At 59.5% G+C, this 16549-nt stretch carries 17 protein-coding genes; 5 read left to right on the top strand and 12 right to left on the bottom strand.

Annotation, left to right across the window (positions count from 1 at the left end; all coding sequences use genetic code 11):
* The 11 genes from O6929_01695 to hemB all read right to left on the bottom strand — a co-directional run.
* The coding region (locus O6929_01695) for a proton-conducting transporter membrane subunit (protein MCZ6479109.1) at positions 1–837 on the bottom strand (837 nt) is incomplete at its 3' end.
* A gap of 95 nt (positions 838–932) precedes the next feature.
* Positions 933–1241, bottom strand: a complete 309-nt coding sequence (nuoK, locus tag O6929_01690) for an NADH-quinone oxidoreductase subunit NuoK (GenBank protein MCZ6479108.1) — start codon at positions 1239–1241, stop codon at positions 933–935.
* Between the two features lie 4 nt (positions 1242–1245).
* Positions 1246–1734 (bottom strand): NADH-quinone oxidoreductase subunit J, encoded by a 489-nt coding sequence (locus O6929_01685; GenBank protein MCZ6479107.1) that lies wholly within the window; start codon positions 1732–1734, stop codon positions 1246–1248.
* Positions 1735–1755: 21 nt separating this feature from the next.
* Positions 1756–2283, bottom strand: a complete 528-nt coding sequence (locus O6929_01680) for an NADH-quinone oxidoreductase subunit I (GenBank protein MCZ6479106.1) — start codon at positions 2281–2283, stop codon at positions 1756–1758.
* Positions 2284–2298: 15 nt separating this feature from the next.
* Positions 2299–3315 carry an NADH-quinone oxidoreductase subunit NuoH gene (gene nuoH / locus O6929_01675; GenBank protein MCZ6479105.1) on the bottom strand — a complete coding sequence of 339 codons (1017 nt, stop codon included), beginning with the start codon at positions 3313–3315 and terminating at the stop codon, positions 2299–2301.
* Positions 3316–3399: 84 nt separating this feature from the next.
* Positions 3400–4488, bottom strand: coding sequence for an NADH-quinone oxidoreductase subunit D (locus O6929_01670; GenBank protein ID MCZ6479104.1), 1089 nt, complete (start codon positions 4486–4488; stop codon positions 3400–3402).
* 66 nt (positions 4489–4554) lie between these two features.
* Entirely contained in the window at positions 4555–5073 is a 519-nt protein-coding gene (locus O6929_01665) for an NADH-quinone oxidoreductase subunit C (GenBank protein MCZ6479103.1), read from the bottom strand.
* A 119-nt stretch (positions 5074–5192) separates the two neighbouring features.
* Complete coding sequence (locus O6929_01660; protein ID MCZ6479102.1) at positions 5193–5552, bottom strand: NADH-quinone oxidoreductase subunit A; 360 nt, start codon at positions 5550–5552, stop codon at positions 5193–5195.
* A 169-nt stretch (positions 5553–5721) separates the two neighbouring features.
* Complete coding sequence (locus O6929_01655) at positions 5722–6948, bottom strand: 4Fe-4S binding protein (GenBank protein MCZ6479101.1); 1227 nt, start codon at positions 6946–6948, stop codon at positions 5722–5724.
* Between the two features lie 203 nt (positions 6949–7151).
* Positions 7152–8441 carry a glutamate-1-semialdehyde 2,1-aminomutase gene (gene hemL / locus O6929_01650; protein MCZ6479100.1) on the bottom strand — a complete coding sequence of 430 codons (1290 nt, stop codon included), beginning with the start codon at positions 8439–8441 and terminating at the stop codon, positions 7152–7154.
* Between the two features lie 112 nt (positions 8442–8553).
* Positions 8554–9534: a porphobilinogen synthase gene (hemB, locus tag O6929_01645; GenBank protein MCZ6479099.1), complete on the bottom strand. Its 981-nt coding sequence runs from the start codon at positions 9532–9534 to the stop codon at positions 8554–8556.
* Between the two features lie 190 nt (positions 9535–9724).
* Here hemB and O6929_01640 point away from each other — a divergent pair, with 190 nt between their 5' ends.
* The 3 genes from O6929_01640 (at position 9725) to O6929_01630 (ending at position 13272) form a co-directional block, all read left to right on the top strand.
* Positions 9725–11251, top strand: a complete 1527-nt coding sequence (locus O6929_01640; protein MCZ6479098.1) for a PAS domain-containing protein — start codon at positions 9725–9727, stop codon at positions 11249–11251.
* Positions 11251–12633 (top strand): sigma-54 dependent transcriptional regulator, encoded by a 1383-nt coding sequence (locus O6929_01635; protein ID MCZ6479097.1) that lies wholly within the window; start codon positions 11251–11253, stop codon positions 12631–12633. The genes O6929_01640 and O6929_01635 overlap by 1 nt, the downstream gene beginning before the upstream one ends.
* Positions 12634–12882: 249 nt before the next feature.
* Positions 12883–13272: a response regulator gene (locus O6929_01630; GenBank protein MCZ6479096.1), complete on the top strand. Its 390-nt coding sequence runs from the start codon at positions 12883–12885 to the stop codon at positions 13270–13272.
* A gap of 125 nt (positions 13273–13397) precedes the next feature.
* Here the strand turns inward: O6929_01630 and O6929_01625 are convergent, their stop codons facing one another.
* A complete protein-coding gene (locus O6929_01625; GenBank protein ID MCZ6479095.1) occupies positions 13398–14699 on the bottom strand; it encodes a bifunctional folylpolyglutamate synthase/dihydrofolate synthase in 1302 nt (433 codons plus the stop codon).
* A 262-nt stretch (positions 14700–14961) separates the two neighbouring features.
* On the opposite strand from O6929_01625, the gene O6929_01620 reads away from it, so the two are divergent.
* Together O6929_01620 and O6929_01615 are read left to right on the top strand one after the other, a co-directional pair.
* The gene (locus tag O6929_01620) at positions 14962–15210 is read left to right on the top strand and encodes a hypothetical protein (GenBank protein ID MCZ6479094.1); all 249 of its coding nucleotides are present in this window, start codon (positions 14962–14964) and stop codon (positions 15208–15210) included.
* Between the two features lie 68 nt (positions 15211–15278).
* Positions 15279–16355 (top strand): DUF763 domain-containing protein, encoded by a 1077-nt coding sequence (locus tag O6929_01615; protein ID MCZ6479093.1) that lies wholly within the window; start codon positions 15279–15281, stop codon positions 16353–16355.
* The last annotated feature ends 194 nt before the right edge of the window (positions 16356–16549 follow it).

Genomic DNA, 16549 nt, shown 5'->3' with positions numbered 1-16549 from the left:
GTACAGGGGACTCGAGCGCGCCACCATGTAGACCCCCGCCGTCACCATGGTGGCCGCGTGGATCAGGGCCGAGACCGGGGTCGGCCCCTCCATGGCATCGGGGAGCCAGACGTAGAGCGGGAGCTGGGCACTCTTTCCCATGGCCCCGACGAACAGGGCCAGGGTGATCCAGGTGACCAGGGACAGCCCCCCCAGCGCCGGTTCGGTGAGCTGCCCGTGGAGCCCCTCGGCCTGCTGAAAGACCCCAGCGTACTCGAGGGTGCCAAAGGTGGTCCAGATCAAGAACAGTCCGAGGAGGAATCCCGCATCCCCGACCCGGTTTACGATGAAGGCCTTATTCCCCGCATCGGTAGCCGTTTTCTTTTCATACCAGAAGCCGATCAGCAGGTACGAGCAGAGCCCCACCCCCTCCCAGCCCAAAAACATGAGCAGGTAGTTGTTGGCCAGGATGAGCATGAGCATGGAGAACATGAACAGGTTCATGTATACAAAGAAGCGGGGGTACCCGGGATCGTCGTGCATATAGCCGATCGAATAGATATGGATGAGAAGCCCCACAAAGGTGACCGTCAGCATCATGACGGTGGAGAGGGGGTCGACCAGGAAACCGACCGGCGCGTGAAAATCCCCCGCCACCACCCACGGGTAAAGGTTCAAATCGAGGGTTCGACCGGCAAAGACTTGTAGCGAGATCAGGAGGGCGACGATGAAAGAGAGGCCCGCAGCCGGGACTGCCACGAGGTGGGCCCGATCCCGGATATACGTCCGTCCGAAGAGGCCATTGATGACGACCCCCAGCAAGGGGAAGGCTGGCACCAACCAGATGTATTCCATCATGTGCACGACCCGTTCATGGTTCAGAGTTCATCGTTCACAGAAACGGGAAATCAAAGACGATCCCTGAACCATGAACCATCAACCCTGAACCTAAGTTACCATTTCATGAGGTTGATCTCATCAACGTTCACCGTGTGGAAATTCCGGTAGAGACTAAGCACGATGGCCAGGCCGACCGCCGCCTCCGCCGCCGCTACGGTGATGACGAAGATGGCAAAGACCTGACCATCCAAGGTCGATTTGGGCAGATACCGGGAGAGAGCGATGAAGTTTATGTTTACCGCGTTCAACATCAGCTCAACTGCCATCAGGATAGCAATGGCATTTCGCCGGGTGAGGACGCCAAACATCCCGATCCCGAACAGGACTGCCCCAAGGGTGAGGTAGTAAGATAGCGGGATAATAGCGCTACTCCCCTTCTCGGCGGGCCAGGATAATCGCGCCCACCATGGCGGCGAGGAGCAGGACGGAGGCTACTTCAAAAGGAAGGACATGGGTCGTGAGGAGCAATCGGCCCAAGGCGGGTGCCGTCTCGACAGGTGGGGGTGCCTCGCCCAAGATCTGGATCCCGGTGACGGAGGCGTACACGAGGAGGGCCGTAATCCCCAACGCGATCAGGGCACTCAGCCCCACCTGCTTGTTGAAGACCTCCGCCCGGCCGGCGATTCGAGTGGTCAGCATGATGGCAAACAGGAGCAGGATGGTGATGCCGCCGACATAGATGAGAACTTGGACTGCGGCCAAGAACTCGGCATCCAAAAGCACATAGATCCCGGCCACCCCGCAGAAAGTAAAGATCAGGGCGACGGCGGAGTGGACGATGTTCCGGTCTAAGACCACCAACAGCGCCACAGCCACGGTAAAGGCCGCCAGGGCAAAGAAGAAGACTTCCTGCACCTCTTTCCCTTTCGACGGATGTTAGCCCTTGCGGTCCTGCTTTGCAGCGCCCGCGGCAGCCGAGGGCTTCCCTGCCGCTCCCGCGGGGGGACGGGGAGTCATAATGGTGGGGTAGAAGCCGTCGGCATGCATCGTGTCCATATCGTAGACCAGATTGGTCCGACTGAATCCGCCCAGTTCATATTTACCAGTCCACATGGAGATGGCGTCAAAGGGGCAGACCTCGACACAGAGGTTGCAGTACATGCAAAGGTTGTGGTCGATGATGAACCACTTGGGCCGGCGTGCCTTCCCCTTTCCCTCTCCCTCCAGGTGGATGCAGTTGGCAGGACAGATCCGGGCACACATGTCGCAGGCGGTGCACTTGAGCTCCTTCGAGTCGAGATCGATGGTCAGGACGTGTTGGGTCAAAGCCCGGGTGGGAAGCTGCCGCTTTTCCTCAGGGTACTGGACCGTCACGGCCCGGGTAAACAGATACCGGAGCGTGATCTTCATCGAAAGGATGATGCTCCAGAAACCCAGCACCACATCACGCAGATATTGCCGCATCTTGCACCCCACTCCTTAAAGGAATAGTGTGGCCAGCCCGGTTACCCCTAGATTCAAAAAGGCCAGGGGGAGGAGGACCTTCCAGGCGACGTGCATCAGTTGGTCTACCCGCACCCTGGTCAGCGTCCATCGCAGCCAGATCATTACGAAGAGGAGGAAAAATGTCTTGATTAGAAACCACACCCAGCCGGGCAAGAACGGTCCTTGCCATCCACCGAGAAACACGGTGGTGGCAATGGCGCAGACCACAAACATGTTCGCGTACTCCGCCAGGAAAAAGATGGCAAAGCGCATCCCGCTATACTCGACATGAAACCCTGCCACGAGCTCCGATTCCGCCTCCGGGATATCGAAGGGGAGCCGGTTGGTCTCGGCCACCGCACAGGTGAAGTAGATGAGAAAGGCCAGAGGCTGCACCACGATGAACCAGAGATACTGTTGCGCCTCGACGATCTTCGTCATGCTGAGAGAGCCCACCAGAAGTATCGGACCCAGTAGGGAAATCACCAGGGGCACCTCATAACTCACCGCCTGCGCTGCCGATCTGAGCGCACCCAATGCCGCATACTTATTGTTCGAGCTCCAGCCGGCCATGATGATCCCGAGTACGGCAAGAGAGGAAATGGCAATAATGTACAGGAGGCCGATGTTGAGGTCCTGCACGATGAGGCCGGGACCGAATGGAATCACTACATAGGCCGCCAACGCAGAGGCAAAGACCACCATCGGGGCCAGGATGAAGATGGGCCTATCGGCGTTCTTCGGGATGATATCCTCCTTCAGCAAGAGCTTGATCCCGTCGGCGATACTCTGGGCCCACCCATGCCAGCCTCCCACGCGCATCGGCCCGAATCGAGCCTGGATGTGGGCGCTAATCTTTCGCTCCCACCAGATCAGGAACATGGCTGCCACCGAGATAAAACCGATGATGATGCTTACCACGACGAGCATGACGGAAAGGCGCGGAATGATCCACGGAATGCCCCAGGCCTCGAAGAAGGCGTAAAATTGCTCGAGGGCTTCCGGGCTCACCACGTACACCTTTCCAGCTATCAGCTATCAGCATGGGATTAAAAAGGCTTCTTGCTGTTCGCCGACTGCTGACAGCTACTACATTTACCGGTCCACCTCACACAGGACGATGTCCACGCTCCCCAGCACGGCCACCGCATCGGCCACCATATAGCCAGGAAGCATCACCGGCAGGGCGGACAGATTGGCAAAGGTCGGCGCGCGTACCTTGTAGCGATACGGCCGCTCCGACCCGTCCGCGACGATGTAGTGCCCCAACTCCCCTCGCGGACTCTCCACCCGCGAATAGATGTCCCCCACCGGGGCCCGCAGCTTCTTCGCCACCGGGGACAGCACCGGCCCCGGGGGGATGTCCTTCAAAGCCTGCTCCACGATCTTGACCGACTCCTCCATCTCCCGGCGCCGCACCCAGAACCGGTCCCACACATCGCCGCTCACCCCGACAGGGATGTCGAAGTCAAAACGGTCGTAGATTCCATACGGGTCGTCGCGCCGCAGATCCCACCGGATCCCCGAGCCCCGGAGCATGGGCCCGGAGCAGGCGTAGCTGATGGCATCCTCGGGCTTGAGGATCCCCACCCCCTGGATCCGCTTTTGCCAGATGATCTGGTCGGTGGTCAGCCGGTCGTATTCGAGCAGGCGCGGTTTGAAATACGCCAGGAAGGCCTTGACATCCGCCAGCCACCCCTCCGGGACATCCAGGGCCAGCCCCCCAATCCGCATGAAGCTGTAATTGAGCCGTTGCCCCGAGACCGCCTCGAACAGGTCGAGAACCATCTCCCGCTCCCGGAAGCACCACATGAAGAGGGTGAAGTTACCCAGGTCGAGGCCGAAGGTCCCCAGCCAGATGAGGTGCGAGGCGATCCGCTGCAGCTCCCCGATGATGACCCGGAGGTACTCTGCCCGCTCCGGGATCGGGATCTCCATCAGCCGCTCGCAGGCGAGGCAGTAGGCCCAATTGTTGTACATGGAGGCGAGATAGTCGAGGCGGTCGGTGTAGGGAATGATCTGGACGTAGGCCCGGTTCTCCCCGATCTTTTCGTGGCAGCGGTGCATATAGCCCAGGTAGGGGATGCATTCGCGCACCACTTCCCCGTCCAGCTTCAACAGCAGCCGCAGGACCCCGTGGGTCGACGGGTGCTGGGGCCCCATGTTGACCCACATCTCCTCCATGGATTCGGTGGTCCGTTTTTTGATCTGTTCTAGTTGAAAGTTGACTGTCGTCATCTCACGTGTTCCCTATGCCGTCGTCGGCCGGGCAACCGTTCCAGGCTTTCGGTCGTCCCAGGGGTAAGGCACGAACCGCTCATCCTGGTAATCTTTCTGCAGGGGATGGCCGATCCAGTCCTCGGAGAGGAGAATCCGCCGAAGGTCTGGATGGTTCTCAAAGCGGATCCCCAAGAGATCATAGGCTTCCCGCTCGTGCCAGTTCGCGGTCGCCCACAGGGGGACCACCGAGCGAAGGACGGGCTCATCCCGGGGGACCCGCGCCCGGAGCATGATCTTCCCCGGCTGTTTCAGGGACGAGATAGCATAAACTACTTCCATCTCGTTATCGGTCGGCCAATCAACGCCACTCAGGCAATTCAGGTAGTCGTAGCCCAGCTCCTCTCTAATAAAGCGACAGATCTCATAATTCCGGTCCGCCCCGATGGTCACACAAGCCTCTCCACGCCGGACCTCTGCCGTTCGAATCTCGCCCCCAAACCGGGACTGGATCTGCTGCAGGATATCTTCTGCCGTCATAATCCCGATCACCGACGACCGACAACCGTTGGAAGGGTTCACGGTTCAGAGTTGACAGTTCACAGATTGAAGTCCCCTGTCTTGCCGTGAACCATGCACCGTGAACTGTGAACGATCTTTTCGGTCAACGATTAGACCCATTCGAGTGCTCCCTTGGCCCACGCGTACGCGAGGCCGACCAGGAGGATGATGATGAAAATCATCATCTCGATGAAGGCAAACAAGCCGAGGGAGCGGTAGACAATGGCCCAGAGGAAGAGGAAGACCGTTTCCACCGCGAAGAGGATAAACATCAGGGTAAAGAGATAGTACCGGATGTGGATCCGAAGCCAGGGGCTGCCGATGGGATCTTCGCCGCACTCGTATGTAGCAAGCTTCTCCGGCGTCGGCTTCGCGGGTCGGATCAGGCGCGAAAGGATATCAATGTTGAACACCACGAAGAGGGCGCCAACGATCAGGAAGAGGGCGACATATGCGTAATCCGCTGCCATACCCTCTCAACAATAAAAATGCCCCGTCACAGGGCATCGTGTCCCGGAATTCTCTGCGAGCTTGTGAATTGTGTTACTAACTACCACCATCCTTAACATAGATTTTCTGGCATTGTCAAGGGAAATGTCGCCGGATTCGACCTTTCCACCAGGTCTTTTTCAGGTCTCTTCACTCCTCCTGTACACCTTGACCAATATCCTTCTCTCCCTTCCCCACCGCGGTCACTCCTCCTGCCCCTTCATGCGCAATGGCCGAGGTGCTTTCCAGATCCGCTAGATAACAGCAGGCCGAGCACAGATCCTCGGAATCCACCTCTCCGCTGGAGAGGAAGCGTACCTCACACCGGACACAATGACGATATGTCTTCTCCACGAGAACCTGCGGTTCCCGTGAGGCAACAACTTTGAGTGAAAGTCCCTGCCGATAGGTCAACGCATTCGGTATGCAGGCATCCAGGCAGAGACTGCAGTTGACGCAACGGCTCGCGTCCAGCGTGAGGCGGAAGGCTTCCTCACCCCCCTCCCGCTGGATTGCTCTCGTGGGACAGATCTGGAAGCAGGCCTCACAGGCGTTACACTTGACCTCATCGAGGAGGAGGTCCGCAAAGGGGCCCTCAGGATCGTAAGGGACCTCACCCTGCTGGACCTTAAGCTTTCTCAGGAATTGGGGAAGGAGTTGATTCCGAAGAGGAAGGGAAACACCCCTCATGGACTCTCTGCCCTGAAAACCCTGGGAGAAGTCGTCGAGGAAAGAAGCCATGAGGTGCACCCCCTCACTTCTCACCCAGGTGAAAAAGGCCCGGCGGTCCAGGCTCTCAGCTCTCGCCTTTTTGTGCTTTTCCCTAGCCTCCTCCCCCTCACCCACTTCGAGGATTCGCTCGGAAGATCCCGGAAGGACTCGATCCCACGTGCGCACCCGACCGAGCATCCGCCGGTACCGTGCAGTAGCCTCCGGGTACGGGCAGCCCTGGCAGGGCGCTCTGGTGAGGCAAAGCTCCCGGGCTCCGAGGGCCAGCGCACCCATCAAGAGAGTCTCGTCCATTCGCGCAAGGCAGGGCACGATCAGATCGGCCGATCCAGCATCGGCACTCCGCTCGCAGCTGACCAACAGATCCTGGCTCTCCCGCAGGAGGGAGGCAAGCTGGGAAAGCAACTGCCCTGCTCTCGCTCCGTTCAAATCAAAGGCAGAAACGGGACAGACGGTGAGACAGATCCCGCAGCCGGTGCAGTGACTGAGGACGTGGACTCCCCCGCTGAGATCAATGCTCTCGACCGGGCAGCTTTTTACGCAGAGGTGACAGTCCGAAAGCCCAGAGTGCTCCCGGAGGCAGCGGGGCGTATCGACAGTTGCTTGAGCCCCGCTTACCCGATGGATGAAGTGTTCGAGATAATCCATGGGCTCCATCTCCGATGACCGATTTCCGATGACCGCAGACCGACGACCAGGGACCGATGACCGCTCTCCTCATTCATAGTTCAGAGTTCACGGCAAAACTCGGACCCGCATTCTTACCCCTGAACCATGAACCCTGAACGATGAGCCAAGACTACGTGTGGCCTCTTCCATGTCTCGGATTGAACTAGCCTCCCTGACCGAATTCACCCGTGACTGACTAGTTGGAGGGCCTCGCGGGACGCCTCAATGGTCTCCGCCACGTCCTGGGTGCTGTGGGCGGCTGAGAGGAAAGCAGCCTCGAATTGAGAAGGGGGAAGGCTGATCCCCCGATCCAACATGGCATGAAAGTAACGGGCGTAACCTCCCACGTTGGCCCGTTCGATATCCCGGTCATCCTTTACCGGACCATGCGTAAAGAAAAGGGTCCACATGGAACCAACCCGGTTCAGGCAACACAACAAATTCGCTGCCCGGTATGCCTCCTCGGTTCCCTCGGCGAGGGATCTTCCCTGTTCCTCAAGCTCTTCATAGATCCGCCCGCTTCTCAAGAGGGTCAAAGTCTGGATCCCTGCCGTCATGGCCAGCGGATTGCCGGAGAGGGTACCCGCCTGGTACGCCGGCCCCAATGGAGCAACATTTTCCATGATGTCACGCCGCCCCCCATAGGCACCAACCGGTAGCCCTCCTCCGATGACCTTCCCGAGACATGTCAGGTCGGGGCGGATTCCGTACAGTCCTTGTGCTCCACCGTAGCTGAGACGAAAGCCGGTGATCACCTCGTCAAAGACTAAAAGGGCTCCATGCTTCAAGGTTAGTTCCCTCAGCCCCTCGAGAAAGCCTGGACTCGGTGCAACTACCCCCATGTTACCGGCCACGGGCTCGACAATGATACACGCCACTTCCTTCCCCAGCGACCCCATTACCTCTCGGACCTGGTCCAGATTGTTATATCCGAGGGTGATGGTGTCTCTCGCTACGGCCTCGGGAACACCGGCGGAATTCGGGACGCCCAGGGTCAAGGCGCCCGAGCCGGCCTTGACCAACAGGCTATCCGCATGACCATGGTAGCAGCCGGCAAACTTGACCACCTTGTCCCGCTGGGTGTACGCCCGGGCCACCCGGAGGGCACTCATGACGGCTTCGGTCCCCGAGTTCACAAAGCGCACCATCTCGACTGAGGGGAGGGCCTCTGTCACCATCCGGGCTAAGATGACCTCCAGCTCTGTCGGGGCGCCGTAGCTCGTCCCCCGTCCTGCCGTCTTCTGCAACGCCTCCACAACCTGAGGGTGGGCGTGTCCCAGAATCAAAGGACCCCAGGAGCAGACGTAGTCGATGTAGACGTTTCCATCCACATCATAGATTCGGGACCCGTCTCCCTTCTCGACAAAGAAGGGTCGTCCCCCCACGGCCCGAAAGGCCCGGACGGGGCTGTTCACGCCACCCGGTAGGTACCGCTGTGCCTCTTCAAATAAATCCGATGACCTCTTGTCCATGGCCTCTCTCCCAACAGCAGACCTCATCCTCTTACATACTAATGACCCGTCGCGGGATCCCAGCTGACTGCTCAGGGCTGACGGCAGGACCCCAGGGCGGAGGTGGTAGGAACTACTCGTTGCGGCGCAGCAGGCGGGCGGCGTCTTTGGCGAAGTAGGTGAGGATCAGATCGGCACCAGCCCGCTTGATCGCGGTGAGGATCTCGCACATGGCCCGCTCCTCCTCTAGCCAGCCCAGCCGAGCGGCGGCCTTGACCATGGCAAATTCCCCACTCACATTATAGGCGGCCACCGGCACGTCAAACTCCGTCCGGATCCGCCACACGATGTCCAGATAAGCCAGGGCAGGCTTTACCATGACAATATCGGCCCCCTCCTCGATGTCCAGGGCCACCTCGCGTAAGGCCTCTGCGGCGTTGGCCGAATCCATCTGATAGCTCCTCCGATCACCGAATTGAGGGGTTGCCTCCGCCGCCTCCCGGAAGGGCCCGTAAAAGCTCGAGGCGTACTTGGCCGCGTACGCCATGATCGCGACCTCCTCAAAACCATCTGTATCCAGGGCTTCCCGGATTGCAGCCACCCGCCCGTCCATCATGTCCGAAGGGGCTATCATGTCCGCGCCCGCCTCCGCCTGGGAGACTGCCGCCTTTGCGAGTAGCTCTATGGTCGGATCGTTCTTGACGCTTCCGTGCTCCACGACCCCGCAATGGCCGTGACTGGTATATTCGCAGAGACAGGTGTCGGTGATGACGAGGAGGTCGGTGACCGAATCTTTAATGGCCCGGACGGCCTGCTGGATGATCCCATCCTTGGCGTAGGCCTCGGATCCGTAGGCATCCTTGTGCTCTGGAATGCCGAAGAGGATGACCGCGGGAATCCCGAGCGCCGCAATCTCCTTGACTTCCTTGGTGAGCTGGTCCACGGAGAGTTGGTAATTGTCAGGCATGGGCGCAATCTCTTGTCGGATGCCCGTTCCATGAACAACAAAGAGGGGCATAATGAGATCGTCCACCTGCAGGGTCGTCTCCCGCATCATTCGGCGAATCGTCTCCGACCGCCGAAGACGTCGGGGGCGACGCGTTGGAAAATGCATCCTTTGACCTCCATAAAAAAGCGTGGCCCTCACCCTTTAGATATCTTTATACCGAACTGGCCGCCCGGGATCAATGCCATTCCCTTCCCGAGCTTCAGCCTCGATCATTCAATCCTCCGCTGACAACCACTTCCCCTCCTTGCAAAACCCAGGCAGCGGGGCTATTATAGGCCCCACCATTGGGGGAGGCGTGGCCAGGGGCGTAGGTCGAAAGCCGAAAGCCAGGTCAGTACGTAAGGTTCGCGTCAGGGGACAGGCCCCGGAGAGCCTCCTGAACATCCTGCTCTCCCGCCTGGATGTTGGAGTCCTCGCCTTAGACCGACACGGCAAGATCCTCAATGCGAATCCCGCCTGGTGGGGTCTCTTGCGGCTACCCCGCCGTCAGCTTTCCCGCGAGGACTTCAGCGCCGCCTTCCCCCGCCCGCTACAACCCCAGGTGCGATCTCTCGTGGAGGAGCTCCAGGAAAAAAACGGCCCGGTAGAGCTTGTCCTAGCCAAAGGGGGTCTGCACCTCGAGGCGAGCCCCTGGAAGAAAGGCTTTCTCTTCCTTCTCACCGAACAACCGTTGCTATTGCGAGAGCGGGGCTTGACACAGAAGATCCTGGACAGCCTTCCCCTGGGGCTCTATGTGATTGATCGAAGCTTCACTATCGTCGCCTGGAACCGAACGCGGGAGACCGGCCCGCCTGGCATGAGGCGCAAGGACGTAATCGGCCGAAATCTTTTTCAGGTGCTTCCCTCCTTGCAGCGCACGAGGATCGAGGAGGAGTTCCGGCAGGTTTTTGAGACCGGGGCCACCCCCCAGGTGGAGGAAGAATCGGAAGTGGAAGGCGAGCAGAGGACATTCCGGGTCAGCAAAGTCCCCCTCACCGACGGCCGCGGAGACGTCACGCACGTGATTACCCTCGTCGAGGACATCACCGAACGGCGACGGATCGAGCGCCAACTCCTGGCCAGTGAGAAGTTAGCCGGGATCGGCCAGCTCGCCTCCGGCATCGCCCACGAAATCAACAATCCGATGGCCACGATTGCTTCTTGTGCGGAGGCACTCCTCAAACATAGCCAGGATCTCACGCCGGCCTTACAGGATGCGGAGTATTTCAGGCTGTATCCTCGGATCATCGAGGATGAGGTCTACCGCTGCAAGGGAATCCTGGCCGGCCTTTCCGACCTCAGTCGAGAGGGGAGCGGGGAGCAGCAGCCCATCGATCTGCGCGTCCTGCTCGAGGGGACTCTGCGTGTATTGGGTTTTCAACTCCGGAGCCGGGGAATTACCGTCACCCAAGACTTTGATGTTGAATTGCCCCTGCTGCTGGGCAACGAGGGCGAGCTCCGTCAGGCCTTCCTGGCCCTCCTGATGAACGCACTCGAGGCTATGGATGGCGGGGGTATCCTCACCGTGAGGGCCAGGACAACCGGTCTTGGAGCGAGGGCTTTCACCGGTTCACCGGCTCCGATCCGGTTATCAGCCCACGGGGTCCAGGTGGAGATCGAGGACACCGGCCGGGGGGTCTCCCCCGATCTCCTTCCGCGAGTCTTCGAACCCTTCTTCAGCACCAAGCCCCCCGGCAAGGGTGCTGGGTTGGGTCTCTACATCGCTGAGGGCATCGTGGGCGCCCACGGAGGGAGAATCGATATCCATTCGGTCGAGGGGAAATGGACGGTCGTCCGCGTCTACTTTCCTCCCGCAAAGACTCAGACTAACCAGGGGAGATGATGCGAACCGCACAGGGCAAGATCCGGGTCTTGATCGCCGACGACGAGAAAAACTTTGCGCGAGTGTTGAAAACAGAGCTCGGACGGGAGGGGCACAACACTGAAGTCGCCTCGGACGGTCGGGAGGCCCTCGAGAAACTCAAGGTGCATGAATTCGATATCGTTATTCTGGATCTCAAGATGCCTAAGCTGAGCGGCATGCAGGTGCTCAAGGAGGTGAAGAAGTGGGCCCTCGTCCCTGAGGTGATCATTCTCACCGGACACGGAACCATCCCCACTGCAGTGGAGGCTATGAAGCTCGGCGCGTACACCTATATTACGAAGCCCTGCAAGACTGCAGACCTCAATCTCCTCATCCAGAAGGCGTACGAAAAACGGCAGATTATCCGAGAGAATCTCTATCTCAAGACCCGCCTGGGACAGGACGAGCAGTTTCCGGAGATCGTCACAGCGAGCCCGAAGATCCGACGGGTTCTGGAGATGCTCTCGCGGGTCGCCCCGACCGATTCCCCCGTCCTGATCACCGGCGAGAGCGGGACTGGCAAGGAACTGATCGCGAAGGCCATCCACCAGCTTTCGAAGCGGAAAGACCAACCTTTCCTCGTCATCAACTGCGGGGCACTCCAGGAGAGCATCCTCGAGAGTGAGCTCTTTGGGCACGAGAAGGGGGCCTTCACCGGCGCCCACTCTGCCAAGCTCGGCCTCTTTGAGGTGGTGGACGGAGGGACGTTACTGCTGGACGAGATCGGCGAGATCTCCCCAGCCATGCAGCTTAAACTTCTGCGGGTCATCGAGACCGGCCAGTTCTTCCGAGTCGGAAGCACTCGGGAGCGACACGTAGATGTTCGGATCCTCTCGGCAACCAACAGAGATCTCCAGGAGTTGGTCAAGTCCGGAAAGTTCCGGGAGGATTTATACTATCGAATCAATGTCCTTCCGATCCACATTCCCCCTCTTCGGGACCGGCCTGAGGACATTCCTTTACTGACCCGCCACTCCCTCCAGGTCTTTGCCCCCTTAGGGAAGAAGACCGTAAGCGGCGAGGCCATCGATCTCATGGTGCGATACTCCTGGCCAGGGAATGTCCGGGAGCTCCAACACGTCATTCGCCGGGCGCTCATCCTCTCCCCGAAGTCCCAAATCGAACCAGAGGATCTTCCCCTGGATCTCCAGCTAGACCGGATCACACCGGGGAAGTCCGCCCCGTCCGGAGCTCTCTCCACTCTCGAAGAAGTGGAGCGGGATCATATCACCCGCGTCCTCGAGCAGGTAAAGGGGCACCGGGGAGAGGCAGCGCAGATCTTGGGGATCGATCCCAAAACCCTCTACCGCAAACTTCTGACCTACCAAATCAGCATTCAGGAAGCACGGGGCTGTCGCTGAGACAGGTTATCAGCAATCAGCTACCAGTAGTCTGGTGGGTCCAAGTTCATTGCTGATGGCTGACAGCTGGCTGCTGACTGCCAGCGCCTAACAACATAGCGCAGAGTAGTTGCAATCCTCGGGCAGAATGTCACTCTTTCCTTCCGACGTCGCCCTCTCCACCCCTCTTAACCGCTCCATTCCAAGGCTGAAAACCCTTCAGCACTTGGCACTTTCCTTGCTACTGCAGGATCACGGTAGGGAAGGACCGTGCGAATTATTATCATCGAGGACGACTACTACACACTTCAGACCCTTTCTCGGTTCCTGGAGGCGAAGGGCTGCTCCACCCAGTTCCATACCACCATTGCGGATGCGGTGCGCTCCCTCCTCGCCGAAGAGTTCGACCTCATGCTCTTAGACCATCACCTCCCTGGCTTGAACGGCACCGATGCTCTCCCCATCATCCAGGAGGTCTCCCCGCGATTGCCCGTGATCCTCATGACGCATGAAACCACTCGAGAGGATCGAGAGAAGGCAATCCGTGCCGGAGCATCCTGTCTCCTGAAGAAGCCGATCACCCAGCGAGCCCTATTCCAAGCCATCCGTTCGGCCCGCCCCTCTCTCCAAGCGAACACGGCAAAAAAACGGAGAAAATAGCCCGTCCCGTTGGCATCAGCCTCGGGAAAAGCAAGACCCCTAATGCCTTCCACAAGGGAAGACTCTGCCAATAAGTCCATGTTGAATTAACGGGACGCGAACTTTTACAAAAGAATTCGGGGACCTCAGAAGAGAGATGCGAAATTGAGGGCGCGCAGGGCGCCGGCAACGGTAAAGAGCGAACCGGTGACGAGGACGGTATCTTCGGGACCGACGACCGTACGGGCAGCAGCTAAGGCTTCCGGCATCGTCTCGGCGATCTGGACCTGGCGAAAGCACCGGGAGGCAGTCGAGGCTAATACCCTCGGCTCGGCCCCCCGATCGCTTTCGGGACGCGTAAGGATGATGGCCGAGGCCAGGGGGGCCAGGATCGCGAGCATCCGCTCCCAGGCCTTATCCTTGAGAACGCCGAAGATGACCACGAGGCGCCCCGGGAGTCTTTCCTCTTCCAAAAAGGCCCGCAAGGCCATGATGGCATGCGGGTTGTGAGCCCCATCCACCAGAATCCGGGGCCGCGTCGCGACCACCTGAAGGCGGCCGGGGCAGCGGGCGGCCGCGAGCCCCTGCCGTATCGCGGCTTCGCCCACCCGAAAGCCTTTCTCTTCAAGCAGCTCGGCAACGGCCAGGGCCGTAGCTGCGTTTAAGACCTGGTGCCTGCCCGCGAGGGGAATCTGTAGGGAATCGTACTTCCTGAGCCTCCCCGTGACCCGGAAAGTCTCCCCCTGTTCGGAACGACCCAGGTGTTCCACCTGATAATGATCCTGGACCCTGATTAAGTGAGCTCCCTTTTCCCGGACAATTCGGACGATCGCGTCCAGGGCCGCCCCCTCTGCAGCGCTCACCACCGATCCCTCTTCCTGGATGATCCCCGCCTTCTCCGCGGCAATGCTCGCCAGGCTGTCGCCGAGATGTTCCTCATGCTCTAGCCCGATGTTGGTGATGACCGATACCTTTTCCTGAAGGATGTTGGTCGCATCGGAGCGGCCACCGAGACCAACCTCGATCACCCCCCAGTCCACGTGGACACGGGCGAAGTGGAGGAACGCTAAGGCAGTGACCGCCTCAAAGAAGGTAGGAGAAGCCAGCGGCGACGGAGCGAAAATGCGGTCGATGACGCCCGCGACCTCGGTCGCGAGGACAGCCAACTCCTGCTCAGAGATAGGATGGCCGTCCACCAGAATCCGTTCCCGAAAGTCCAAGAGATGAGGGGAGGTGTAGAGGCCGACCCTGCAGCTTGTCGCTCGGAGGATCCCGTCTAGAAAGGCGGCGGTGGAGCCTTTACCGTTCGTCCCGGCCACGTGGACGGATTTGAAGGTCGCCTCAGGGTGACCAAAGGCCTCCACCAGGCGGAGAACATTCTCGAGCCCCAGCCTGATGCCAAAGCGCTGAAGGTCATATAGGAAAGCGAGTGCATCAGGATAGTTCATGGATGATGGTTGATGGTTCATAATTCATCGCTTGGGGAAGAGACCGCATCCATACGTGTCTCTGCCCACCCCGGGAATGCAACGTATAAACCGGCGCCTGTTATCGACCCTCGTTCTTCTTGCGGGTAAAGAAGAAATTGAGAAGACTAAAGATTGTGCGTATACTATAGCAGCCGTGGCCATGTCAAGGACAGCAATTTTCCGGTTGAAACCCCAGCGTAACGGTGATAAAGACGCGGGAAACTTTCGCATGGGAGGCACGATGCGGATTCCTGAGCCGGTTCAAGTCTCAAGCTACTCCGGATCGAAGGGTGAGGAGACCCCTCGCGCCTTCCGTTCAACTTCCACCGGCCGTCTTCTGGTGGCCCAGGTGTTGGAGCGGTGGTACCAAGAGGGGATGCAGAGGGAGCTCAAGGAGTACTTCCGCGTCCTTGCCTCCGACGGTGAGACCTATACCCTCTATCGGGACTCTTCGCTCGACCTCTGGTTTCTCGAGAAAATCCGCTCGTAGAAGAGCCGTGTGGACACTGCGCGCCGCAGCCCTCGTCGTCAAGTGAGAGGCCGCGTGATGCGGATGCTGTGAAGACGGGTATTGCCCATCTGCCTTTGCACACCGGTAAGGCCCCTGCCTGGCTCTTTCAAAGGATGAAGGAGCTGGGGCGAGAAATCATCCTGGTCATCCTAGCTGATTATGGGGCTCAAGAGCTTCTTCGCCGGCTCTCCGATCCCCACTGGTTTCAGGCCTTGGGGTGCGCTCTGGGCTTCGACTGGCACTCGAGCGGCCTCACCACCACCGTCTGCGGCGCTCTCAAGGAGGGACTGAATCCTCTGTATAAAGAGACCGGGCTCGCCATTGCCGGGGGGAAAGGTGCAACCTTCCGCAAGACACCGACTGAGATCGCGGAGGCCTCTGCCGCACTCCAGAGGGACCCCACTCCCTTAATCTATGCTAGCCGGATGGCGGCCAAGGTGGATAACACGGCACTCCAAGACGGCTATCAGCTTTACCACCATCTTTTCTTGTTCACGAGGGACGGCAGATGGGCGGTCATCCAGCAGGGGATGAACGCAGATAACCGGTACGCCCGCCGGTATCACTGGCTCGGAGAGCAGGTGCAGAACTTCGTCTGCGAGCCAGAGTCGGCCATCTGCTGTGACCGGCGAGAGGCCGAAGTGCTCAATCTAGTGGCTGCCGATAGTGAAGGGACCCGGGTGGCCACCACCGTTCTCTCCCGAGAGGAGCCGGACCATTTACTGGGAGAGGTGGAGAAACTCAAGACCCTCGAGCTCCCTGCCCGCCATGCGGTGGCCCTGGCTGATCTGAATCCAAGGCGGCTGCGGTCAGTACTGCTACGGACGTATGAGGCCCAGCCCGAAGGCTTTGAGGAGCTCCTGAGGCTTCCGGGAGTCGGTCCAAAGAGCCTGCGAGCCCTCGCGCTGCTCTCGGAGCTCATACACGGCGCACCTCCCTCCTTTCAGGATCCTGCCAGGTATAGTTTCACCCACGGCGGCAAGGATGGCCATCCCTTCCCCGTCAGCCGGGAGGCCTATGACACCTCCATCCACTTCTTGCGCAGGGCGCTGCAGGCTGCCAAGATCGGACACACCGAGAAGTTGCGCGCCTTCCGTCGTCTCGACCGCGCCTTCGCCTCGTGACCCCAACGAACCCCTAGCCCGGATTATTCACGAAGAGGTGAAGATCCGCCCTCCGGGCTTCGACTCCGCCCGCGTTTGCGGGGCGTCGCTCAGGGCTAGCCTTGAGTCCCGCCGCAGCGGCGGGACGCATTATTCACGAAGGCACTCCGTTCGTGAATAATGCGGGCTAGAGACCAACATTTCGCCGGACGTCT

This window comes from Candidatus Methylomirabilota bacterium, from assembly GCA_027293415.1.
In the GTDB taxonomy this organism is placed as follows: domain Bacteria; phylum Methylomirabilota; class Methylomirabilia; order Methylomirabilales; family CSP1-5; genus CSP1-5.
The sequence above is the reverse complement of the archived record's forward strand: the minus strand, read 5'-3'. Positions and strand labels throughout refer to the sequence as shown.